The organism is Paenibacillus lentus, from assembly GCF_003931855.1.
Taxonomy (GTDB): Bacteria; Bacillota; Bacilli; order Paenibacillales; family Paenibacillaceae; genus Fontibacillus; species Fontibacillus lentus.
Map to the genome: position 1 here is coordinate 4,737,887 of NZ_CP034248.1, position 16,593 is coordinate 4,754,479.

The 16,593-nt window shown below is 47.6% G+C and carries 12 protein-coding genes; all 12 read right to left on the reverse strand.

Annotated features, from left to right (window positions below):
• Positions 1 to 20: 20 nt before the first annotated feature.
• Complete coding sequence (locus tag EIM92_RS21490; RefSeq protein WP_125085310.1) at positions 21 to 704, reverse strand: methionine ABC transporter permease; 684 nt, start codon at positions 702 to 704, stop codon at positions 21 to 23.
• On the reverse strand, positions 697 to 1,461 hold the full coding sequence (locus EIM92_RS21495; RefSeq protein WP_125084587.1) for a methionine ABC transporter ATP-binding protein: 765 nt from the start codon (positions 1,459 to 1,461) through the stop codon (positions 697 to 699). Before EIM92_RS21495 ends, EIM92_RS21490 begins: the two co-directional genes overlap by 8 nt.
• 220 nt (positions 1,462 to 1,681) lie before the next feature.
• The gene (locus EIM92_RS21500) at positions 1,682 to 2,431 is read right to left on the reverse strand and encodes a stalk domain-containing protein (protein WP_246021105.1); all 750 of its coding nucleotides are present in this window, start codon (positions 2,429 to 2,431) and stop codon (positions 1,682 to 1,684) included.
• A 221-nt stretch (positions 2,432 to 2,652) separates the two neighbouring features.
• Positions 2,653 to 4,959 (reverse strand): outer membrane protein assembly factor BamB family protein, encoded by a 2,307-nt coding sequence (locus EIM92_RS21505; RefSeq protein ID WP_125084588.1) that lies wholly within the window; start codon positions 4,957 to 4,959, stop codon positions 2,653 to 2,655.
• 93 nt (positions 4,960 to 5,052) lie between these two features.
• Complete coding sequence (locus EIM92_RS21510; RefSeq protein ID WP_125084589.1) at positions 5,053 to 5,382, reverse strand: thioredoxin family protein; 330 nt, start codon at positions 5,380 to 5,382, stop codon at positions 5,053 to 5,055.
• Positions 5,383 to 5,803: 421 nt separating this feature from the next.
• Positions 5,804 to 6,007, reverse strand: coding sequence for a hypothetical protein (locus EIM92_RS21515; RefSeq protein ID WP_125084590.1), 204 nt, complete (start codon positions 6,005 to 6,007; stop codon positions 5,804 to 5,806).
• Positions 6,008 to 6,068: 61 nt separating this feature from the next.
• Positions 6,069 to 9,338 carry a beta-galactosidase, LacZ type gene (lacZ, locus tag EIM92_RS21520; protein ID WP_125084591.1) on the reverse strand — a complete coding sequence of 1,090 codons (3,270 nt, stop codon included), beginning with the start codon at positions 9,336 to 9,338 and terminating at the stop codon, positions 6,069 to 6,071.
• 147 nt (positions 9,339 to 9,485) lie between these two features.
• On the reverse strand, positions 9,486 to 10,310 hold the full coding sequence (locus tag EIM92_RS21525) for a carbohydrate ABC transporter permease (RefSeq protein WP_125084592.1): 825 nt from the start codon (positions 10,308 to 10,310) through the stop codon (positions 9,486 to 9,488).
• Positions 10,307 to 11,200 (reverse strand): carbohydrate ABC transporter permease, encoded by an 894-nt coding sequence (locus EIM92_RS21530; RefSeq protein WP_125084593.1) that lies wholly within the window; start codon positions 11,198 to 11,200, stop codon positions 10,307 to 10,309. Before EIM92_RS21530 ends, EIM92_RS21525 begins: the two co-directional genes overlap by 4 nt.
• 178 nt (positions 11,201 to 11,378) lie before the next feature.
• Positions 11,379 to 12,695 carry an ABC transporter substrate-binding protein gene (locus EIM92_RS21535; RefSeq protein ID WP_125084594.1) on the reverse strand — a complete coding sequence of 439 codons (1,317 nt, stop codon included), beginning with the start codon at positions 12,693 to 12,695 and terminating at the stop codon, positions 11,379 to 11,381.
• A gap of 210 nt (positions 12,696 to 12,905) precedes the next feature.
• Positions 12,906 to 14,768, reverse strand: a complete 1,863-nt coding sequence (locus EIM92_RS21540) for a sensor histidine kinase (protein WP_125084595.1) — start codon at positions 14,766 to 14,768, stop codon at positions 12,906 to 12,908.
• Positions 14,765 to 16,324 (reverse strand): response regulator transcription factor, encoded by a 1,560-nt coding sequence (locus EIM92_RS21545; protein ID WP_125084596.1) that lies wholly within the window; start codon positions 16,322 to 16,324, stop codon positions 14,765 to 14,767. Before EIM92_RS21545 ends, EIM92_RS21540 begins: the two co-directional genes overlap by 4 nt.
• Positions 16,325 to 16,593 lie beyond the last annotated feature (269 nt).

Here is a 16,593-nt window from a genome sequence, read left to right on the forward strand (position 1 = left end):
GTAAATCTCGGTAAACCCTGTTACGAACGCTTATCAAGCCATCTTGAAATCGTCGTGCCTGCAAACTGTATACCCTGTACCAGCACAATCATCAGAACGATGACACCAGTCATCAATTCCGTCTCAAACCGCTGATAACCGTAGCGAATAGCAAAATCGCCAATCCCTCCTCCTCCAACAATCCCTACGACCGTAGAATAGGATATAAAACTAATCGTTGACGTTGTTAACCCTAGCACCAAACCTGAGCGAGCCTCCACGTACAGAAACTTCACAATCATCTCCAGCTTGGACGCCCCCATTGAGCGTGCAGCCTCCATCACCCCGCGGGGGACATCCAGCAGCGCCTGCTCCACCTGCCTGGCATAAAGCGCAATAGCCACGATCGATAAAGGAATGGAAGCGGCCAGTGTGCCAATCGCCGTACCGACGATCATTCGGGTCAGCGGAATCATAAACACAACCAACAGAAGAAACGGGAAAGAACGAATGATATTTACGAGGCCATCCAGCACCCAGGATAATGAGCGATTTTCATACAATTGACCTTTACGGCATAGAAAGAGCAGCGTTCCTACCGGTAGTCCACAGAGGATGGCAGCTGCCACCGATATCCCCACCATGAGGAAGGTCTGGCCAATCGCCTTTCGGATCTCAGCTTCATGCTGCAACATGCTGTCCAAAATGACAGAAACATCAAACATCATAAAGCCCCTCCGTACCCAGAAGTTGTTCTCTGTACGATTTCGGGCGCGGGGCGTTGACGGCAGGAGTCCGCTTAGTCAACGTGAAGCTGTCCGTTAAGCGCCCATCCTCCATGACGGAAACCTGCTTGCAAATCTGAGCCACGACATTCATTTCATGAGTAACAATAACGATCGTAACCCCTAAGCTCTCATTCACATGACGTAGAACCGCCAGGATATCATTCGTCGTCTTCGGGTCCAGGGAAGAGGTCGGTTCATCGCAGAGCAGCACCTTCGGACTGTTCGTCAGAGCCCTTGCTATCGCCACACGCTGCTTCTGCCCCCCACTCAATGCCGACGGATACTCGTCTGCCTTGTCTAACAAGCCGACAAATTGCAAGCATTCCCGGACACGCTCAGCCCGTTCCTTTTTTGGCATACCGGCTAATTCCAGCGGAATGGAAACATTGCCGCTTACCGTACGATTCTGAAGCAAGTTGAATTGCTGAAAAATCATGCCGATCGATCTCCGCGCTTCCCTCAGCTGTGCTTCGCCCATGGCCGTTAAATCTTTACCTTCTACTACGACTCGGCCTGTATCAGGAGATTCCAGCATATTCATCAGCCGCAGAAGCGTGGATTTTCCTGCACCACTAGGGCCGATAATTCCGTGAATGGAGCCATCCTCGATCTTGAGAGTCACCGCTTGAACCGCGGCCAGCCGCCCATTTCTCTGTTGTCCATAGCTCTTGCTAACCTCATGCAGTGAAATCACCAGGCTCTCCCCCTTATTTAGCAGCCCGTAAATTGTACTACTAATTTAAAACATCTGTTATACTCTTGATCACCTCATGATTATACGCCATTAATCTCGCTGTGTCACTAATTTAAAATAAATCACTATAAAAATAAAAAAGAAAAAGCCGAAGGACAGCCACCCATAAGTGGCCGTCCTTCGGCTTAATGCTAAGCATCCGCATTGCGGAACTATGAAATTAATTCTCCAACCAGCTTTCATCCCAAATAACGTAGCCTGTGGAATCTTTTCCAGCTGGTCCTTTAAATTTGACGTACAGCTCGGTTGTTTGATCAGGAAGCACTAGAACGTTCTCCACGACAGTTCCGCTCTCGATTTTTCCTGTAGCAAAAGCCTGCCCGTCTTTATCGGAAATCGTATACGTTCCCGTGTAATCTTTATCCGTCTCCGAAGTCTTAAATCCAACCAGCACGCCAACTTTTTGTGTACCATCCTTTACTTTAAAGGCAACACCTTGACCCGCACTGTTCACACCGGTAACCATAAATGCAGTCTCGTACTGTGTCTCTCCAAACTGCAAATCCTCTTTATTGCGAGTAATACCACTTGGATAATAACTCCACTTAAAGTGAGATACATTATTTACACTAAAAGGAGTCCGCTCTCCTTTGCCAGGCGTTTCCGCAACCGGCCCCGTCGTGATTGAAATTTGCTGTTTAGCTGCATCGTAGCGAATATTCGCTCCAGTAGCTTCGGCTACAGCACGAAGCGGTACATAAGTCGTTCCTTTGTAACTGATCGGTACAGCCTTAGCTCCATTGGCATCTTTTGCCGTCCAAGCCTTGCCGTTAAGTAAAAATGATATGCCATGGTTCAGATTTGCCTGAATGCGCTCCAAAGATGAAGCTGCAGATACCCCAGCAGAAAAAGTCAATAGCAGAACAAGCGCCGTTCCAATCATTGCCGTCTTCTTAGATTTAAACTTCAAAATTCATCTTCCTTTCCTTAAAACTATATGTATTTATTTCTACACAATAATACAATATTCTACATTTTTCTTAAATGTGTCGAAGCTCCCAATTGCTAGGCAAAATCGCTCATAAACGACAGAAAACGAGCAAACATACGACTAATAGACCAATAAAAACCCTTCGTTTGACCTATAAGATACAGATTATCTATTATCTCCTACTATCGCTGGCCTCCAATTTATTGCTTAATGAAATACACCTGCTTCCCAAGCCCCTCTAATCTTTGCTCCAGCATCTTCACACTAAACCGGGTAAAAGCGCCGTTAGCCGACCCTGCATAGAGCTCATCCCCCGTCCTATTTAAAAGACCGTTTCTGGAGACTTGCTCCCTTAGTTCAGCATATCCCATCCGAACATCCTGAATCCGACCTGCCATATGTCCATCCTCTTTATCAAGCACTAACAGATCGTCGCCATAGGAAAGCAAAAGATAGTCATTCAGCACGACATAGCTGCCCGGTGCCATGAAGGATAAATCCCTTTCCATATCCAATGATGCCGGAACGGGGATCTTCCAAGCTATCCGCCCTGTCTTGAGCTCCGCCTTAGCAGGAATCCCTTCGATAACAAAATATAAATGCTGGCCGTCAATAACGCCCTTCGTTGCTTTGCCCTGCACCGTCCACAGCTCTTTTCCCGCCAGTGCATCATAGAGCACAGATTCATAACTTTCTTTATCCGTTTTCTTGAAATGGCCAGGCAGAGGACGCTGTATAAGAAGGTATTGCTCATTTAACACCTCAAAGCGTTCCCCGGCCTTAGCGGGAAACCGGGCAGCTTCTTGACCTGTCGCCAGATCGACCAGAAGCCACTGATTACCATGAAGCAGCCAGCGTTCTAGAGTGTTCTCCCGGGCAAATGGATCGATTCTCGGGCCACCGGCATAATTAGAATAGAAATTGGGATCATCGCCGCTGGAAACTTTTGACTCCATGCTCCAAGCTACTTTTCCAGAGTTCGGATCTCTCGCTTGCAGAAGATTGCCTTCCTGAATAAGCACATAGGGATCATCCGCTCCGACGTTCAACACCCGAAAATCACCCGAGATCGATCTTTTCCATTTCTGTTTTCCTGTGTTCCGATCTAGCACGACCAGGCTGCCCAATTTGTCTCCTAAGCTCGGCCGATTAATTATCAAGACAGAATTCTTCACACCGTGAATCTCTATAATCTGTTGTTCCGAATGTTCCAAATCCGGCTTAACTTCCCATAATACGTGGCCATCTTTCAATCGAATGTGACGTATTCTATCCTCATATTCAGACTTCTCCTTGTTGAGTGACGTATAGACCGTTATTGCCTCGTCCGAATCTCCCATCATGAAGTACAGCATGCCATATCCCGCGTCGACCTGCCAGAGCTTCTGCCCTGTCTGACGGTGAATAGCATACAAGGATGAATCGTCATGCATCCCGCTATACCATCCGTCATCGCCGTTGATGACGAGCACATCATCCGTAGCCCCAACTAAATAGGCATAAGCTAAATCACCTTGATTTCTCCATACGGAAGGCAGCTCTATCGTCGCAGGCAACGGCGTCGGTGTGAAATCATAAGTATAATGATAGGCATTCCCCGCTTGCAAGCCTTTCACTGGCTTATCATTCGCGGGAAATATCCATTGGCTCAATTCTAGATTACCCGCTGCAGTAAACGAGACGATGTAATGGCCGTCAGGACGTTCATACCTCCAAGTTTCACCTAAATTTAGCGCCTCTCCCCTCAACTCCTTAATTCCAGAAGCTTCCCTTACAACAGGTTGACCGAGCAGTTTGGCTACCTCCTCAGACGGCACCCCCTTCTCCAGCTGAAGGTCAACAATGTCTTTAATCAAAGTTGTCGGTACAGTCGAGCCCCGCTCAAATAAACCGACAGAAATCTCCTTATGTTTTATCACATTTTTCTCATTAACCCATAATAGAACAGGTCGCTTAATATCGTAATCTTGGCGCCATTCTGCAGGAGTTGCGATGACGCCATACCAGTCGTCCCATCTGGCAACCGATATGCGTTGTTCCCGATCACTAAGATCGTTGTCGCTCCACTTGAGCGAGCCGCCTGGAGTCAAAGCCAACTTCGCTTCCGGGCGCATACTTACATAGGTCGGTGTCGTATTCTGTATGCGTGAAGAGGCCTCCGTTGTATACCAGATCGGAACCCAAAATGTTCCCCGATTCATATCCTGCAAAGCAACCAACTCTCCAGCCACAGCTTGTACGGAAAACGTCTCGCCAGGTTGACCTATATCATACACGCTAAAGCTATCCACCGTACTCTTCGCAGACAATGGAACGTTAAAATAGGGGGCACGATGCTTCAGCATAAGACGATCCCCCTGCTTGATATGGCTGTGTGCTTTCTGTGCGAGGATTTGACCTGCTAAAGAAAAACTGTTCACCCCCACACTCGCTGAAATCGGTGCCTTTGGCACGAGCTGTGTCAACAACCCAGCTACTACAATGACCATTAAAGCGCGAATTTTCATAAGGGAGCTTCCTCCTTTTTCCAAAACCCTGTCTACGTCTTAAACGCTCAGATAGCAATGAAGTTGCGTTTCTTGCCAAACTGATCCGGCAACTTACAAATTCCCCAATGCCTCTTCATACCTTTGCAGCACCTTCTCCAACTCATCAAAACGGACAAAGCGAGATTCCCGATAAACCTCCTTGCCTTGGCAAAAGAGCAGCAATGTCGGTGCAGACAACGCCAAATACTCCGCTGCCGTGTCCGGGGCATCCTCCATGAATACATAAATCCCCTTAACCCCGGCGTAGGATTCCAGCAGACCCGCTGCCTTCGCTTGAATTGATTCGCATACGCCGCATTGGTTCGTTTTGATCAACAGCAGCACCAGAGCACGCTCCTGAATCATTTTTTTAATTTCGCTTAGTTGATATAACCTTTGCATGTTCAGCTCGCCCCTCTTTTTATGGAATGGAGGGCATCATATTTCCTCCAATAACCGTTATATACATCCGGCAATAAAGCCGGCCTGTTCTATCCAATTAATAGCTATCTTCCTAGTATCTCTTTGTATCGCCGCCTTGCACTTGGTTCGAAAGATCATTTTATATGGCTGCTTATACCATAGTGTAGAATCTATAGTACAACTTAATTAGCTGGATCTCGTGTAATTAATTTTTATTAGTTCATAGGTTTGAGGTAATTAAATGGAATTGATACACCTAAATTCGACCAATTCTTCTACTCTGCTTTTGCTGTCTATTTTTAATACTAGTAATCCATTTAATTCGATCATCAAGCATATAATATTAGTTTTGACACCTTAAATCCAGTTAAAATGCAACCTCTACCGCACCACAGGAAAGTCACAGTTCAGCTACAGTTGCAGCTACGGTTATAGTTACAGTTACAGTTACCGCCACAGTTATAATCACAGTTACGGTTACGGTCACGGTTACGGTCACGGTTACGGCCACGATTACAGTCACAATTACAGTCACAATCACAGTTGCCGCCACAGTTACAGTTCCAATTACAGCTAGAGCTACAGCTACAACAACAGCGGCCATACCAAACAAACCGCCCGGATTGCCGGACGGTCTGTTTGCTTTACAACAGTATTCATTTCCCCTACAGATCTATACCAGAAATCCAGAACTCAAACTGCATATCCTGGTCTGCAGGGATACGATACTCTTCATGCACGGGCGCACCCCAGCTATCGTCGCCGCCGACGCCCATCTGTTTACCTGCCACGGTAATTACCGTATGGTTTATAGGCGGCAGCTCGTAGTGATGGCGGGAATTCTCTAGTTCGAACGCCGTATAAGGGGATATGCCGCATTCCACCGGCTTGCCCAGTGTAGCTGAAATCGCCAGACCTACTCCCTGATCGTTCTGAACACGAACCCACCTCACTCCAGTGCGATTCCCGGATTCCTGTGGCTTCAAGTATGGAGCTACGTTCTCTTTCACCGTATTGTTAAAGGTGCCGAGTCTTGCCCCGTGACAACGATCAATGTAATTCTCTTCCGGTCCCATTGCATGCCACTCCAGCTTATCGTATTCAGCAGGCACCTTGAAGCTGAATGCATGGATCGGAATATCCGGCAATCCGGCTGCTCCTTTGTACAGGGAGCGTACGCGGATTCTACCATCCGGGTAAACCGTGTAGCAAATGGTAGACTTCACCTCTGTGCTGATGCTCAGTTCATAGGTAAAAATAACACTTACACCGGCCTCTTCCCCTGCAGTACGATCCGCCGCATCCTTTCTATGGTCCTCCACCTCTACAGCGACGCATTTAGGGGCCAAGCTGGCCGCATACCAGCCCGCTGCATAAAAGCTCATACTTGTCCCGGAGTCATTATCCGTTAGAGCCCGCCAGAACAAAGGCTGCGGAGGATGGTTAATCATCTCACGCCCTGAATATTTCAAGGAAATCATACTGCCTACCTGCTTCGAGAACAACACGGTGAAATCTTTGCCGTGGACGCCGATGTTTACATCACCTTGAACAAGTTCAAGGCTGGCATATGCCTGCTTACTGACGTCAGCACCAGTGTCAGGCCCAGCTCCAGCGCTGGACTCAGGGGCAGCCCCAGCACCCTCGCCCTCCACTGCCTCGGCCTCAATGATAAACACATGCTGGCCAAATGCGACTTCATGTCCTGCGTTTGCCCATAGCGTATTCTCTTTGAGTTTCAAGGAAGCATTGATATAATACTCGCCTGGGAGCAAGCCCTCCAGATCGAGCTCCAGTGGAACGGTCTGCTCACTAAGCGGAGCTACATCCGCGTTAATAAGGTGACGGCTAATTTCACGCCCCTCACAATTCAAGCTCACCTCAAGTTTATATTCCGAGGTATTCGTGAATAAATTATCATTGATGATTGTGAGCTCCCGCTGATTTGGCTTAAGCTTCACATTTTGATACAGGAATTTTACTTCCTGAACCTTGGGAGATAGCTTGCGGTCAGCGAATATTATGCCGTTGCAGCAGAAGTTGTAATCCGTCGGCCGATCGCCAAAGTCACCGCCATAGGCAAGATAGTCATTGCCGTATCGATCTTTTACCATTATCCCCTGATCGATATAGTCCCAAATGAATCCGCCTTGATACATTGGGTACTTCTGCTCCAGCTCCGTGTATTTGTGCATTCCACCAACAGAATTCCCCATGGCATGCATATATTCGCAGGTGATATAAGGCTTCTCAGGGTCGTTCTTCAAATACTCCTCGACATCGACGACCTTTGCATACATCCGGCTCTCCATATCGCTCGTATCGTTAAAGCGGCGGTCATGGAAAATTCCTTCATAATGCACGAGCCGCCCGGGATCGGATTTACGGAAATACTGCGACACCTCGTATATCACTTTCCCACCATAAGCCTCATTCCCGCAAGACCAAATCAGAATGGAAGGATGGTTCTTATCCCGTTCAAACATGGAAATAGCCCGATCCATAACGATATCCTTCCACTCTGGACGGTCGCCCGGCACAACCCAGGAAGGTTCTACCGCCCCCATCTTTTGCCAAGATCCATGGCTCTCCAGGTTCATCTCATCGATCACATAAATCCCATATTCATCGCACAGCTCATACCACAACGTCTGGTTCGGATAATGAGAGGTGCGAACAGCATTCATATTATTTTGCTTAAGCGTCCGAATATCGAATAGCATATCCTCTTTTGTGATCGCCCGTCCCGTGTAGCAATTGAATTCATGGCGGTTGACGCCCTTGAACACAATACGCTTGCCGTTCAAATGCATCACCTTATCGATCATTTCGAACTTGCGGAAGCCGACCTTTTGGGGCACGACCTCCACGAGTTCACCCTGAGCATCAAATATGGAAATGTAGAGGGTATACAGCTGAGGATCCTCAGCACTCCATAAACGAGCATTCGGCACATCGATCTGCAAGAATAACGACTTATCCTTATCCTTATCCTTGGTTCCGTTGGCTCTGTTTGCTCCAGCCCCAGCAGCCTCCTGGGCTACCGTCCCGTCTGTGGTCGCGGAGTCATCCCCCGAACCGAACCTTCTTTCGACCTCATTCAGCTCCAGACGTGTCCGTCCCGCAAGCTTTCCATCCGGATCCAACAGCTCCGCCTCTAGGTATCCTCCCCGGCTACCGGCCTCGCTGTGAATTTTCAAATCCGCCTGCAGCTGACCATCGCGGTAAGCTGCATCTAAATCGGTACGAACAAACATATCCCATAAGTGCAGCTTAGGTACGGTGTATAAATAGACATCTCGGAAGATCCCGGAGAAGCGCCAGAAATCCTGATCCTCCAGCCAGCTCCCCGTACTTCGCTGATACACCTCAACCGCCAGCTTATTGACGCCATTCTGAACATAAGGAGTCAGATCGAACTCGGCAGGCGTGAAGCTATCCTCACTATATCCGACAAACTGTCCATTAAGCCACACATAGAATGCCGACTCAACGCCTTGGAAAGAGATAAATACTGGCTGCTGGTGGAATAACGCTGGAAGTTCAAATTCCTTCACATAGCTGCCTACCGGATTCTGTTTCTGTGGAATCGCCGGCGGGCGCAAATCCTCATGTCCATCCCACGGGTACATTGTATTTACATAATGCGTTTGTCCAAAGCCCTGTAACTGAATATGCCCAGGTACCTGAATATTCTCCCATCCGCTAGAGTTGTGCTCCGGCTTATAGAAATCAACAGGGCGGCTATCCGGGTGAACAGAATAAGCAAATTTCCAGTTGCCGTTCAGCGAATACCTCATATCCATATCCCGATCTTCAACAGCAGCTTTCCTTGTCCTATAATACCTATGATCGGAATGCGCTGGCAGCCGATTCACCGCAAAAACACTCACATCGCTTAACCAATCCAAGCTTGGCGTCCTCAGTACTGTCAACTCTATCGCTCCTATTCTATATAAGTTAACTATTGAAAATGGGTATATAGTAAGTACGTAAAATACTTCTATTCTTTAGTTCATCCTATCTCATCCTTGGTACCCCAATTTATCGTCTTTTCCACTTGAGCTTTCTATGAATCTGAATTACTTCACCGAACCCATCATCCCAGCCACGAAATGCTTCTGCATCAAGAAGAAGACAAGTGCGGTCGGCAGCGTGGCAATAACAATCGCAAGCATGATAAGGCCATAATCTGGCGCGTAGCCTGATCCTAGATTTGAAATTAAGAGTGGGATCGTTTTCCGCTCCGGTGACTGAAGCACAATCAGCGGCCATAAATAGTTATTCCAGCTCGACATGAACGTAATAATGCCAGCGGCTGCATAAGTTGTCTTCATCGTAGGCATGAATATTTTGAAAAATATCCCGAGCTCACTCAGCCCGTCAATCCGTCCGGCTTCAACCATATCCTTAGGAAACATCTTCGAGTTCTGCCGGAAAAAGAAAATTAAGAATGCCGTCGTAATCGTCGGCAGCATAACCGAGGCTATCGTATCAATCCCGATCGCTGGAGCGCTGCTCGAAATATCGGCGAACATCCGGTACAACGGAATCATGAGCGCTGCAAATGGAATCATCATTGATAAGAGCAGGATGTTGAACACGATATCCTTCAAGCGGCTGCGAAAAATCTCAAAACCGTATCCCGCTAATGAGGCAATGACAATCGCGAGAATGGTCGTTAACACAGCTATTTGTGCCGAGTTCCAAAGTGATGTCCACAGGTCTGTGGAATCCGCTAATTTCCTGAAATTCTCGAAAAGATGGCTGCCAGGCAGCAATCTCCCCCTCGTTACATCCACCGATTTATTCGTGGCACTGACAACCATCCACAAGAAAGGAAAGATCGAAATAAATGCCGCACCGCCGAGAAATACATAGGTAAATACCCGCTTCAGCTTCCTCATTTTTTATCACCTGCTACTTTAAATTGAAGGATAGACAGCAGAACGATGATGACCACGATAGAATACGATACGGTCGCTGCATATCCAAAGTCTGCCGTGTACTTGAAAGACAGGTTATAAATATATTGCGAAATCGAGAGCGTGGCATTGCCTGGACCACCCTTCGTTATGTTCATGACCTCGTCAAAGAGCTGCAGTGTACCGATCGTTGATGTAATCGAAGTGAACAGAATGATCGGCTTCAGCATCGGGATCGTAATCTTCGTGAATTGCTTGAACGACGATGCCCCATCAATCCGCGCTGCCTCATAGATAGAGCTGTCGATATTTTGAAGTGCTGATAAGTAAAAAATCATGTTATAGCCGGTCCACCGCCATGTAATCGCAATAATAATCGTAATCTTGGCCCAGAACGGGTGGGTAATCCATTGAATTGGCTCGCCTATGATCGACAAGCTCATGAGCAGCGAGTTCACCAATCCATCTGCCGCAAATAAATATTTAAACACGACGGAGTAAGCAACAAGCGAAGTGACACACGGCAAGAAGATCGCCGTTCGAAAAAAGCCCCGAAACTTTAGCTTGCTGTCATTAAGCAGCACCGATATGAACAGTGCGAGAATAATCATGATGGGAACCTGAACAATCAAGTAAATAAACGTATTCGTTAAAGCAGTCAAAAAAGTTTTATCGGATAACAGCCGTATATAGTTGTCCCATCCCGTGAAGGTGAGGTTGCTTCCCGTACCGGTCTTAAAAGACAGGATGAGTGCTTGAGCCATCGGATAAAAATAGAACGTCGCAATCATCACCACGGCGATCAGGATAAAGCTCCATCCGGTCAAATTGCTTTTAGTACGGATGCTTAGGCCTGCTTTGTCCGTCTTCATCGTTAGTAAGAGCCCCTTTCTGTCCGGAAAATAAACCCTTGGACGCATCCTTGCATATTGATGCTGCAGCGCCCAAGGGTCTGGATACTTGTAGAGATTGTTCAAGCGATCAAGCTTGGTTAGAGCTCACTACTCGCCTGAACTCACACTTTTGTATGAAAAGAGTGGTCTCCCCGCTCTATCTAACCTGCGCTTCTGCCTGGGCCTGAGCATCCTTTAAGGCCTGATCGATATCCTTGCCGTTCAAATAGCTCTGCATTTCAACGACCATGATGTCCTCAATCGCATAGGTGAAAATACCATAGTTGACTCTTGGAATTTCTGCAGTCCATGCAGCAAAGTTGTTGACGATCTGCTCTCCGCCAAAAAATTCATCCGGCTGCGAATAAGCCTCTCCGCCCGCTGCTGCTTTCAGCGTACCGATTGCGCCAATATCCGTCAGCAGCTTCTGATACATATCTACATCGGAACCAAAGGTCTCAGCCAGAAAATCAGCGGCGGTCTCTGATCCAGGAATGTTCATGACATACCAGGAGCTTCCCCCTAGGTTCGTCGCATGCACGGAGTTCGGGGTTTGCGGCAACTTCGGCACAGGCAGAATCGCCCATTGACCGGATTGGGAAGCTTCCGCTTTAACCGACGGCGTAATCCAGTTTCCAGTCGGAACGGTTACAACATCACCATTATTAATATTGGCAATAAATTGGCTCCAGTCCGCATTCAGCTTGACGATATTCGCTTCCATCATTTCTTTATATAACTCAAATGCTTCCTTCAAAGCCGCATTGTTCGCCAGATCCGGCGTCTTGCCATCCTCGCTCACATACCAGGAACCTGCCGACTGAATGATCATACGAATAAGTCCCAAATCATTCGGATCAAGCGTGATCATGTGCTTGCCGGTCTTTTCTTTGACGACTTTACCAATCTCGATATACTGCTTCCAATCAATGTTCTTCAGATCATCTATACTGTAGCCTGCTTGCTCGATATAGTCCTTCCGGACATACATCCCCGTTACGCCGGAGTCGAACGGAACTCCATACTGTTTGCCGTCCAGGCTGGTCGGCCCAATTTTATAATCCGCGAAATCCTCTGCCTTAATCTTGTCGCTCAAATTAACGAAGGAATCAGGATAAGATTGCAGGAAGCTCTGGGCCCGATAGTCCTCAATCAGCACGATATTAGGCAGTCCCTTGGTCGTACCCGAGTTTAGGCCGGTGTTCAGCTTCTGAATGATATCAGCCTGGGCAAATTCGACAATGTTAATCTTGGCGTCCGGATTTTTCTTGCTATATGCCTCCTTGGCAATATTCAACGCAGCAATATTAAAGGCCGGATCCCATGCCCAAATCGTAATTTCTTCCGCCTTGCTGCCGGAATCGCTATTGCCACTGTTACCGTTTGACGCAGCCGGCTCTTTGCCAGCTCCCCCGGATGAGCAGCCTGCTAGCAGCACTACACAAGTCAGGAACAAAGCTAGTACTTTCTTCATCGTTTCAGCCCCTTTGAATGTTTTATATATCCCGCCCGTTAGTAGAACGCTTTCAGAAAACGCTTTCCTACGGGTCTGAATTTATCGTATCACCGGGCAAGAAAGCAGTGTTAGCAATTCCTTTATAGAGATTTGTGATTTTATTGTCCAAATGAATGCGCTTACTTAAGGGTTTTGTCTTTTCTTTAGAAATTCGTACTTTTATTAGATTTACTTCTTCTCATTCAGTGGCAGCGTAATTCGGATCCGTGTTCCCTCCCCGATCTTGCTTGTAATTGTCACCCCATATTCATCCCCGTAGAGCAGCCGGATGCGGTCATGAACGTTCGTTACCCCGATCCCCGAGAACAGCTTGCGCGAGCCCTTAGTTTTTACCTGATCGTGAGCTTCGGGGTTTCCCAACGTTCCCTGAGCGTCCTCTCTCCCTGGTGCCTGATCGGTCTGCTGCGGTGCCTTTTTCAAATCCGAACCAGATTCAAGCTTAAACGCGGTCATATCCATGCCATCCCCGTTATCAACAATTTCGCAGATCAATTTCTGCCCTTCCCTGGCGATCAGCACATGGATTACCCCTTCTCCTTTGACATTAAACGCATGAAAAAAAGCATTCTCAATAAAAGGCTGAATCATCAGCTTCGGCACTTGATATTTGGCGCAATCCGGAGCCACGAAATAATTGACCCGGATCCGTTCACCATATCGAACATGGTTAATGAACACATAATCCTTCAAGCTCTTCAATTCCTGCTCCACCGTAATGGTCTCGCTAACGTTACTGATTGTATTTTGCAGCAGGGATATCAGCGCATGAATCGTCTCCACTGCCCGGTCCTTATTGCCTTGCTGGACAAGAAATTTAACCGATGTCAGCGTGTTGTATAGAAAATGAGGGTTAATCTGCTGCTGCAAGGCCGCTAATTCCGCCTTCCGCTGCCCCTTCTGCGTCTCCACAAGTTTGCCGACATATTCGTGGATTTCATCCAGCATATAGTTGTAGGCTCGGCTAAGCTCCCGGATTTCGTATCCGCCCGAGACGTTGACATAGTTGTGGAAATTCCGGCGCGTTACCTTCGACATCTGACGGGCCAACAGTGTCAGCGAACGCGTCATTTTACGAGAAATCAGAAATACGACAAGCAGCGCCACCATGACGATGGCTAGACAAATCAGCACAACGCTTCTCGTATTTACCATTTGCCCCAGCACCATCTGCTGGTCGATCATATTGATCAAGTAAAAATCATAAGAAGGCAAGTACTGCGCCAGCATGAGCTGATCCCTGCCCATAACATGGACCTTCTTCACATCCAGCCCTTTCTCCTGAATTTCCTGAGCATAGAATAACAGCTCGTGATTTGTCTGTCCGGTCAAATTCGCGAGATTACTCGTCATAACCGTCCCGCTATTGTCGAGAATAATCACGTCGTTGCCTTCACTCGTAAAACTGCTGTAAAAGGGTTTGAAATCATTTTCGTCAATGACAATATAGAGCATGCCGTACTCTTGTCCCGTAATTCTCTCCATTAGCACCTTAGTCGCCACAATGAACTGCCTGCCGCTGGAATCACGGTATAATTGATACATTAGCTTGCCCGGATGAGCCCTTGCTCTTGGAGTAATATGGCTATGCTCCAGCTCCAGAGCTGACGGCTTGGTCAGGTTAACGTTGCCCGAATAGCTCCGCCCGTTATTCCCAATGATCGCAACCCCAACGGAATACATGTCCACCATCGACTGTACCCGCTTCATCTGCTGGGTCATGTTGTAGTAGGAGTTCATCACCCGGATAGATTCCGGCGCCTCCTCCTCCGTAAGAAAGGTCTTCAATGTCCCGCTCTGTTGCGCTTGATTAGCCGCCAGCACAATCGAATAATGAAATGATTCGAAGTTGCTCTGAATTTGGTGAATGACTTTGGAATTCGTTATGCTGAAAGTCTCCAGGAATAGCTGCTCCGACATGCGCAGATTCGTCCACACGACAGACACCGTAATCGTGACGATGCAGATGACCATAACCGCAAACAGTTTAATAAATAGACCATGGAATTTCAGTCGTTCAAGTCGCGCTCTCATCGCTGTTCCTTCTCCACTCTTTTAAAATATTGCCGTCTATACTGGGTTGGGGACAGACCTGTGCTCTTCTTGAACACTTTGCAAAAATAACTGTGATCCCCATACCCGACCCTGCTGCTAATTTCAGAAATCGGAATGTCGCCATTGCGCAGCAAATCTGCGGCCTTATCAATCCGTACCCGGTTCAAATGCTCCTTAAAGCTTTCATGATGATGTGTCGCAAAAAAGCTGGATAAATATGAGGGATTGAAGTGAAAATGGCGCGCCATCTCCGTCAGACTGATCGGCTCTGCATAATGCTCATCAATATAATCGAGCAACAGCTTCATGCTCGGATTTCCCCCTTGCTGCGATTGCTGAACGGCCTGTACACATTCCTCTGCCTGCCGACGAAATTCCTCCAGCAAAGCTTCGATGTCACTCACATGACGCGCCTCATCAATCGCCTTAAAATACGCATATTTCGCTTCATCCAGCTCTGTAACATTCAAATTCAGACTACCGAGCATATGTATGGCATTAAATAAAATGTTTCCGATCAGCGACTTAAACTCAAATACCTCTGCTTTATAGGCGCTGGTATGTTGTTGAACAAATTGCCCTAGTTCCCGGAACGCCTCCTTCAGTTGCAGCCGGCGAATCTGCTCCATGAATGACTGGAGTGGAAAATCCCTCGCCTCTTCGACAGGTGGCAATTCGCTGGGCATAAGAAGGGCCTTCTGCGGCAAGAAAAATCGATACTGCAGCAGCTTCAGCCAACTGTCATGGTAAATGTCACCGAGTTGATCCAGCGGATGGAAAGATTCGCTAAGCACCCACATAATCTCCCCTTGCTCTGTCACCGATGAAGGGTGCAGCATCTTGAGCTTCAGCGGCAATAACTCCCGCCCCTCATCATCCACATTCACTACATAGACAGCCAACTCAGGATAACCAGCAATTGGGGCGTTTGGCAGCTCTGCCTCAACCATTTTCGGAAATAGCGCTTTCAATTCGTCGAGAACAAGCTTACCGCTTGAGCTGCCCAGCACATAAAAATGAGGATGGGGGAACCACTCCGCCACCGTGGCGCGATCCAGCTGCAATTCATATCGTGCCAGAAGCTTATCCAGCGCTTGATGCATGGAAACCGTATAATCTTCCCTAGTTCGGCCTGGGTTCAGCATCGGCAGCTTCGCTGTTGTTTTACGCAGCACTTCAAGCAGCATACCTGTTTCCAAATGCGGCTTAAGAATATAATCGGACACCCCGCTCTGAAAAGTAGAGCGCACATAGTCAAATTCGCTGAAGCTGCTCAGCACAATCACTTCAATTTCCGGCCAATTCAGTTTGATAAGCCGGGTCAGTTCCTCGCCGTCCATCACCGGCATTACGATATCAGTCAGCACGATGTGGGGACGAAGCTTCTTGATCAGTTCAAGCGCTTCCTTGCCGTTGGAGGCTTCGCCAACAATCTGGAAGCCGTCCTGCTCCCAATTCAATATATGCTTAATCCCCTGCCGCACCAATATTTCATCATCAACGACAAGTATTTTATACAATTCACTATTTCTCATTGATGTTCTCTCCTTCAAGCAACGTCCACCGATGCACATTTTCTTACTTCATAACAACGTCGTCTGGTTTCTGTTTACAAGTTGAACTATTCAAATGGATGGGGCATGGCCTATCTTTATGGCATATAATTTAATAGATACGGCATATAGTTAATAGATACGGCTGCTCACCTCTCGTTTGGCTGTCACTTCCGTCCCCCCTCAGGTATAACGATCTGCTTGGGCAGAGTACGGCCTTCCCTTCCGCTGATTTTTCGGGAATTCGGTGT

Excerpts from the sequence above, each read along its gene's own strand:
- EIM92_RS21490 (WP_125085310.1), bottom strand. The coding sequence starts at position 704 with ATGTTTGATGTTTCTGTCATTTTGGACAGCATGTTGCAGCATGAAGCT.
- EIM92_RS21505 (WP_125084588.1), bottom strand. The coding sequence starts at position 4,959 with ATGAAAATTCGCGCTTTAATGGTCATTGTAGTAGCTGGGTTGTTGACA.
- EIM92_RS21510 (WP_125084589.1), bottom strand. The coding sequence starts at position 5,382 with ATGCAAAGGTTATATCAACTAAGCGAAATTAAAAAAATGATTCAGGAG.
- EIM92_RS21515 (WP_125084590.1), bottom strand. The coding sequence starts at position 6,007 with ATGGCCGCTGTTGTTGTAGCTGTAGCTCTAGCTGTAATTGGAACTGTA.
- EIM92_RS21525 (WP_125084592.1), bottom strand. The coding sequence starts at position 10,310 with ATGAGGAAGCTGAAGCGGGTATTTACCTATGTATTTCTCGGCGGTGCG.
- EIM92_RS21530 (WP_125084593.1), bottom strand. The coding sequence starts at position 11,200 with ATGAAGACGGACAAAGCAGGCCTAAGCATCCGTACTAAAAGCAATTTG.
- EIM92_RS21535 (WP_125084594.1), bottom strand. The coding sequence starts at position 12,695 with ATGAAGAAAGTACTAGCTTTGTTCCTGACTTGTGTAGTGCTGCTAGCA.
- EIM92_RS21540 (WP_125084595.1), bottom strand. The coding sequence starts at position 14,768 with ATGAGAGCGCGACTTGAACGACTGAAATTCCATGGTCTATTTATTAAA.
- EIM92_RS21545 (WP_125084596.1), bottom strand. The coding sequence starts at position 16,324 with ATGAGAAATAGTGAATTGTATAAAATACTTGTCGTTGATGATGAAATA.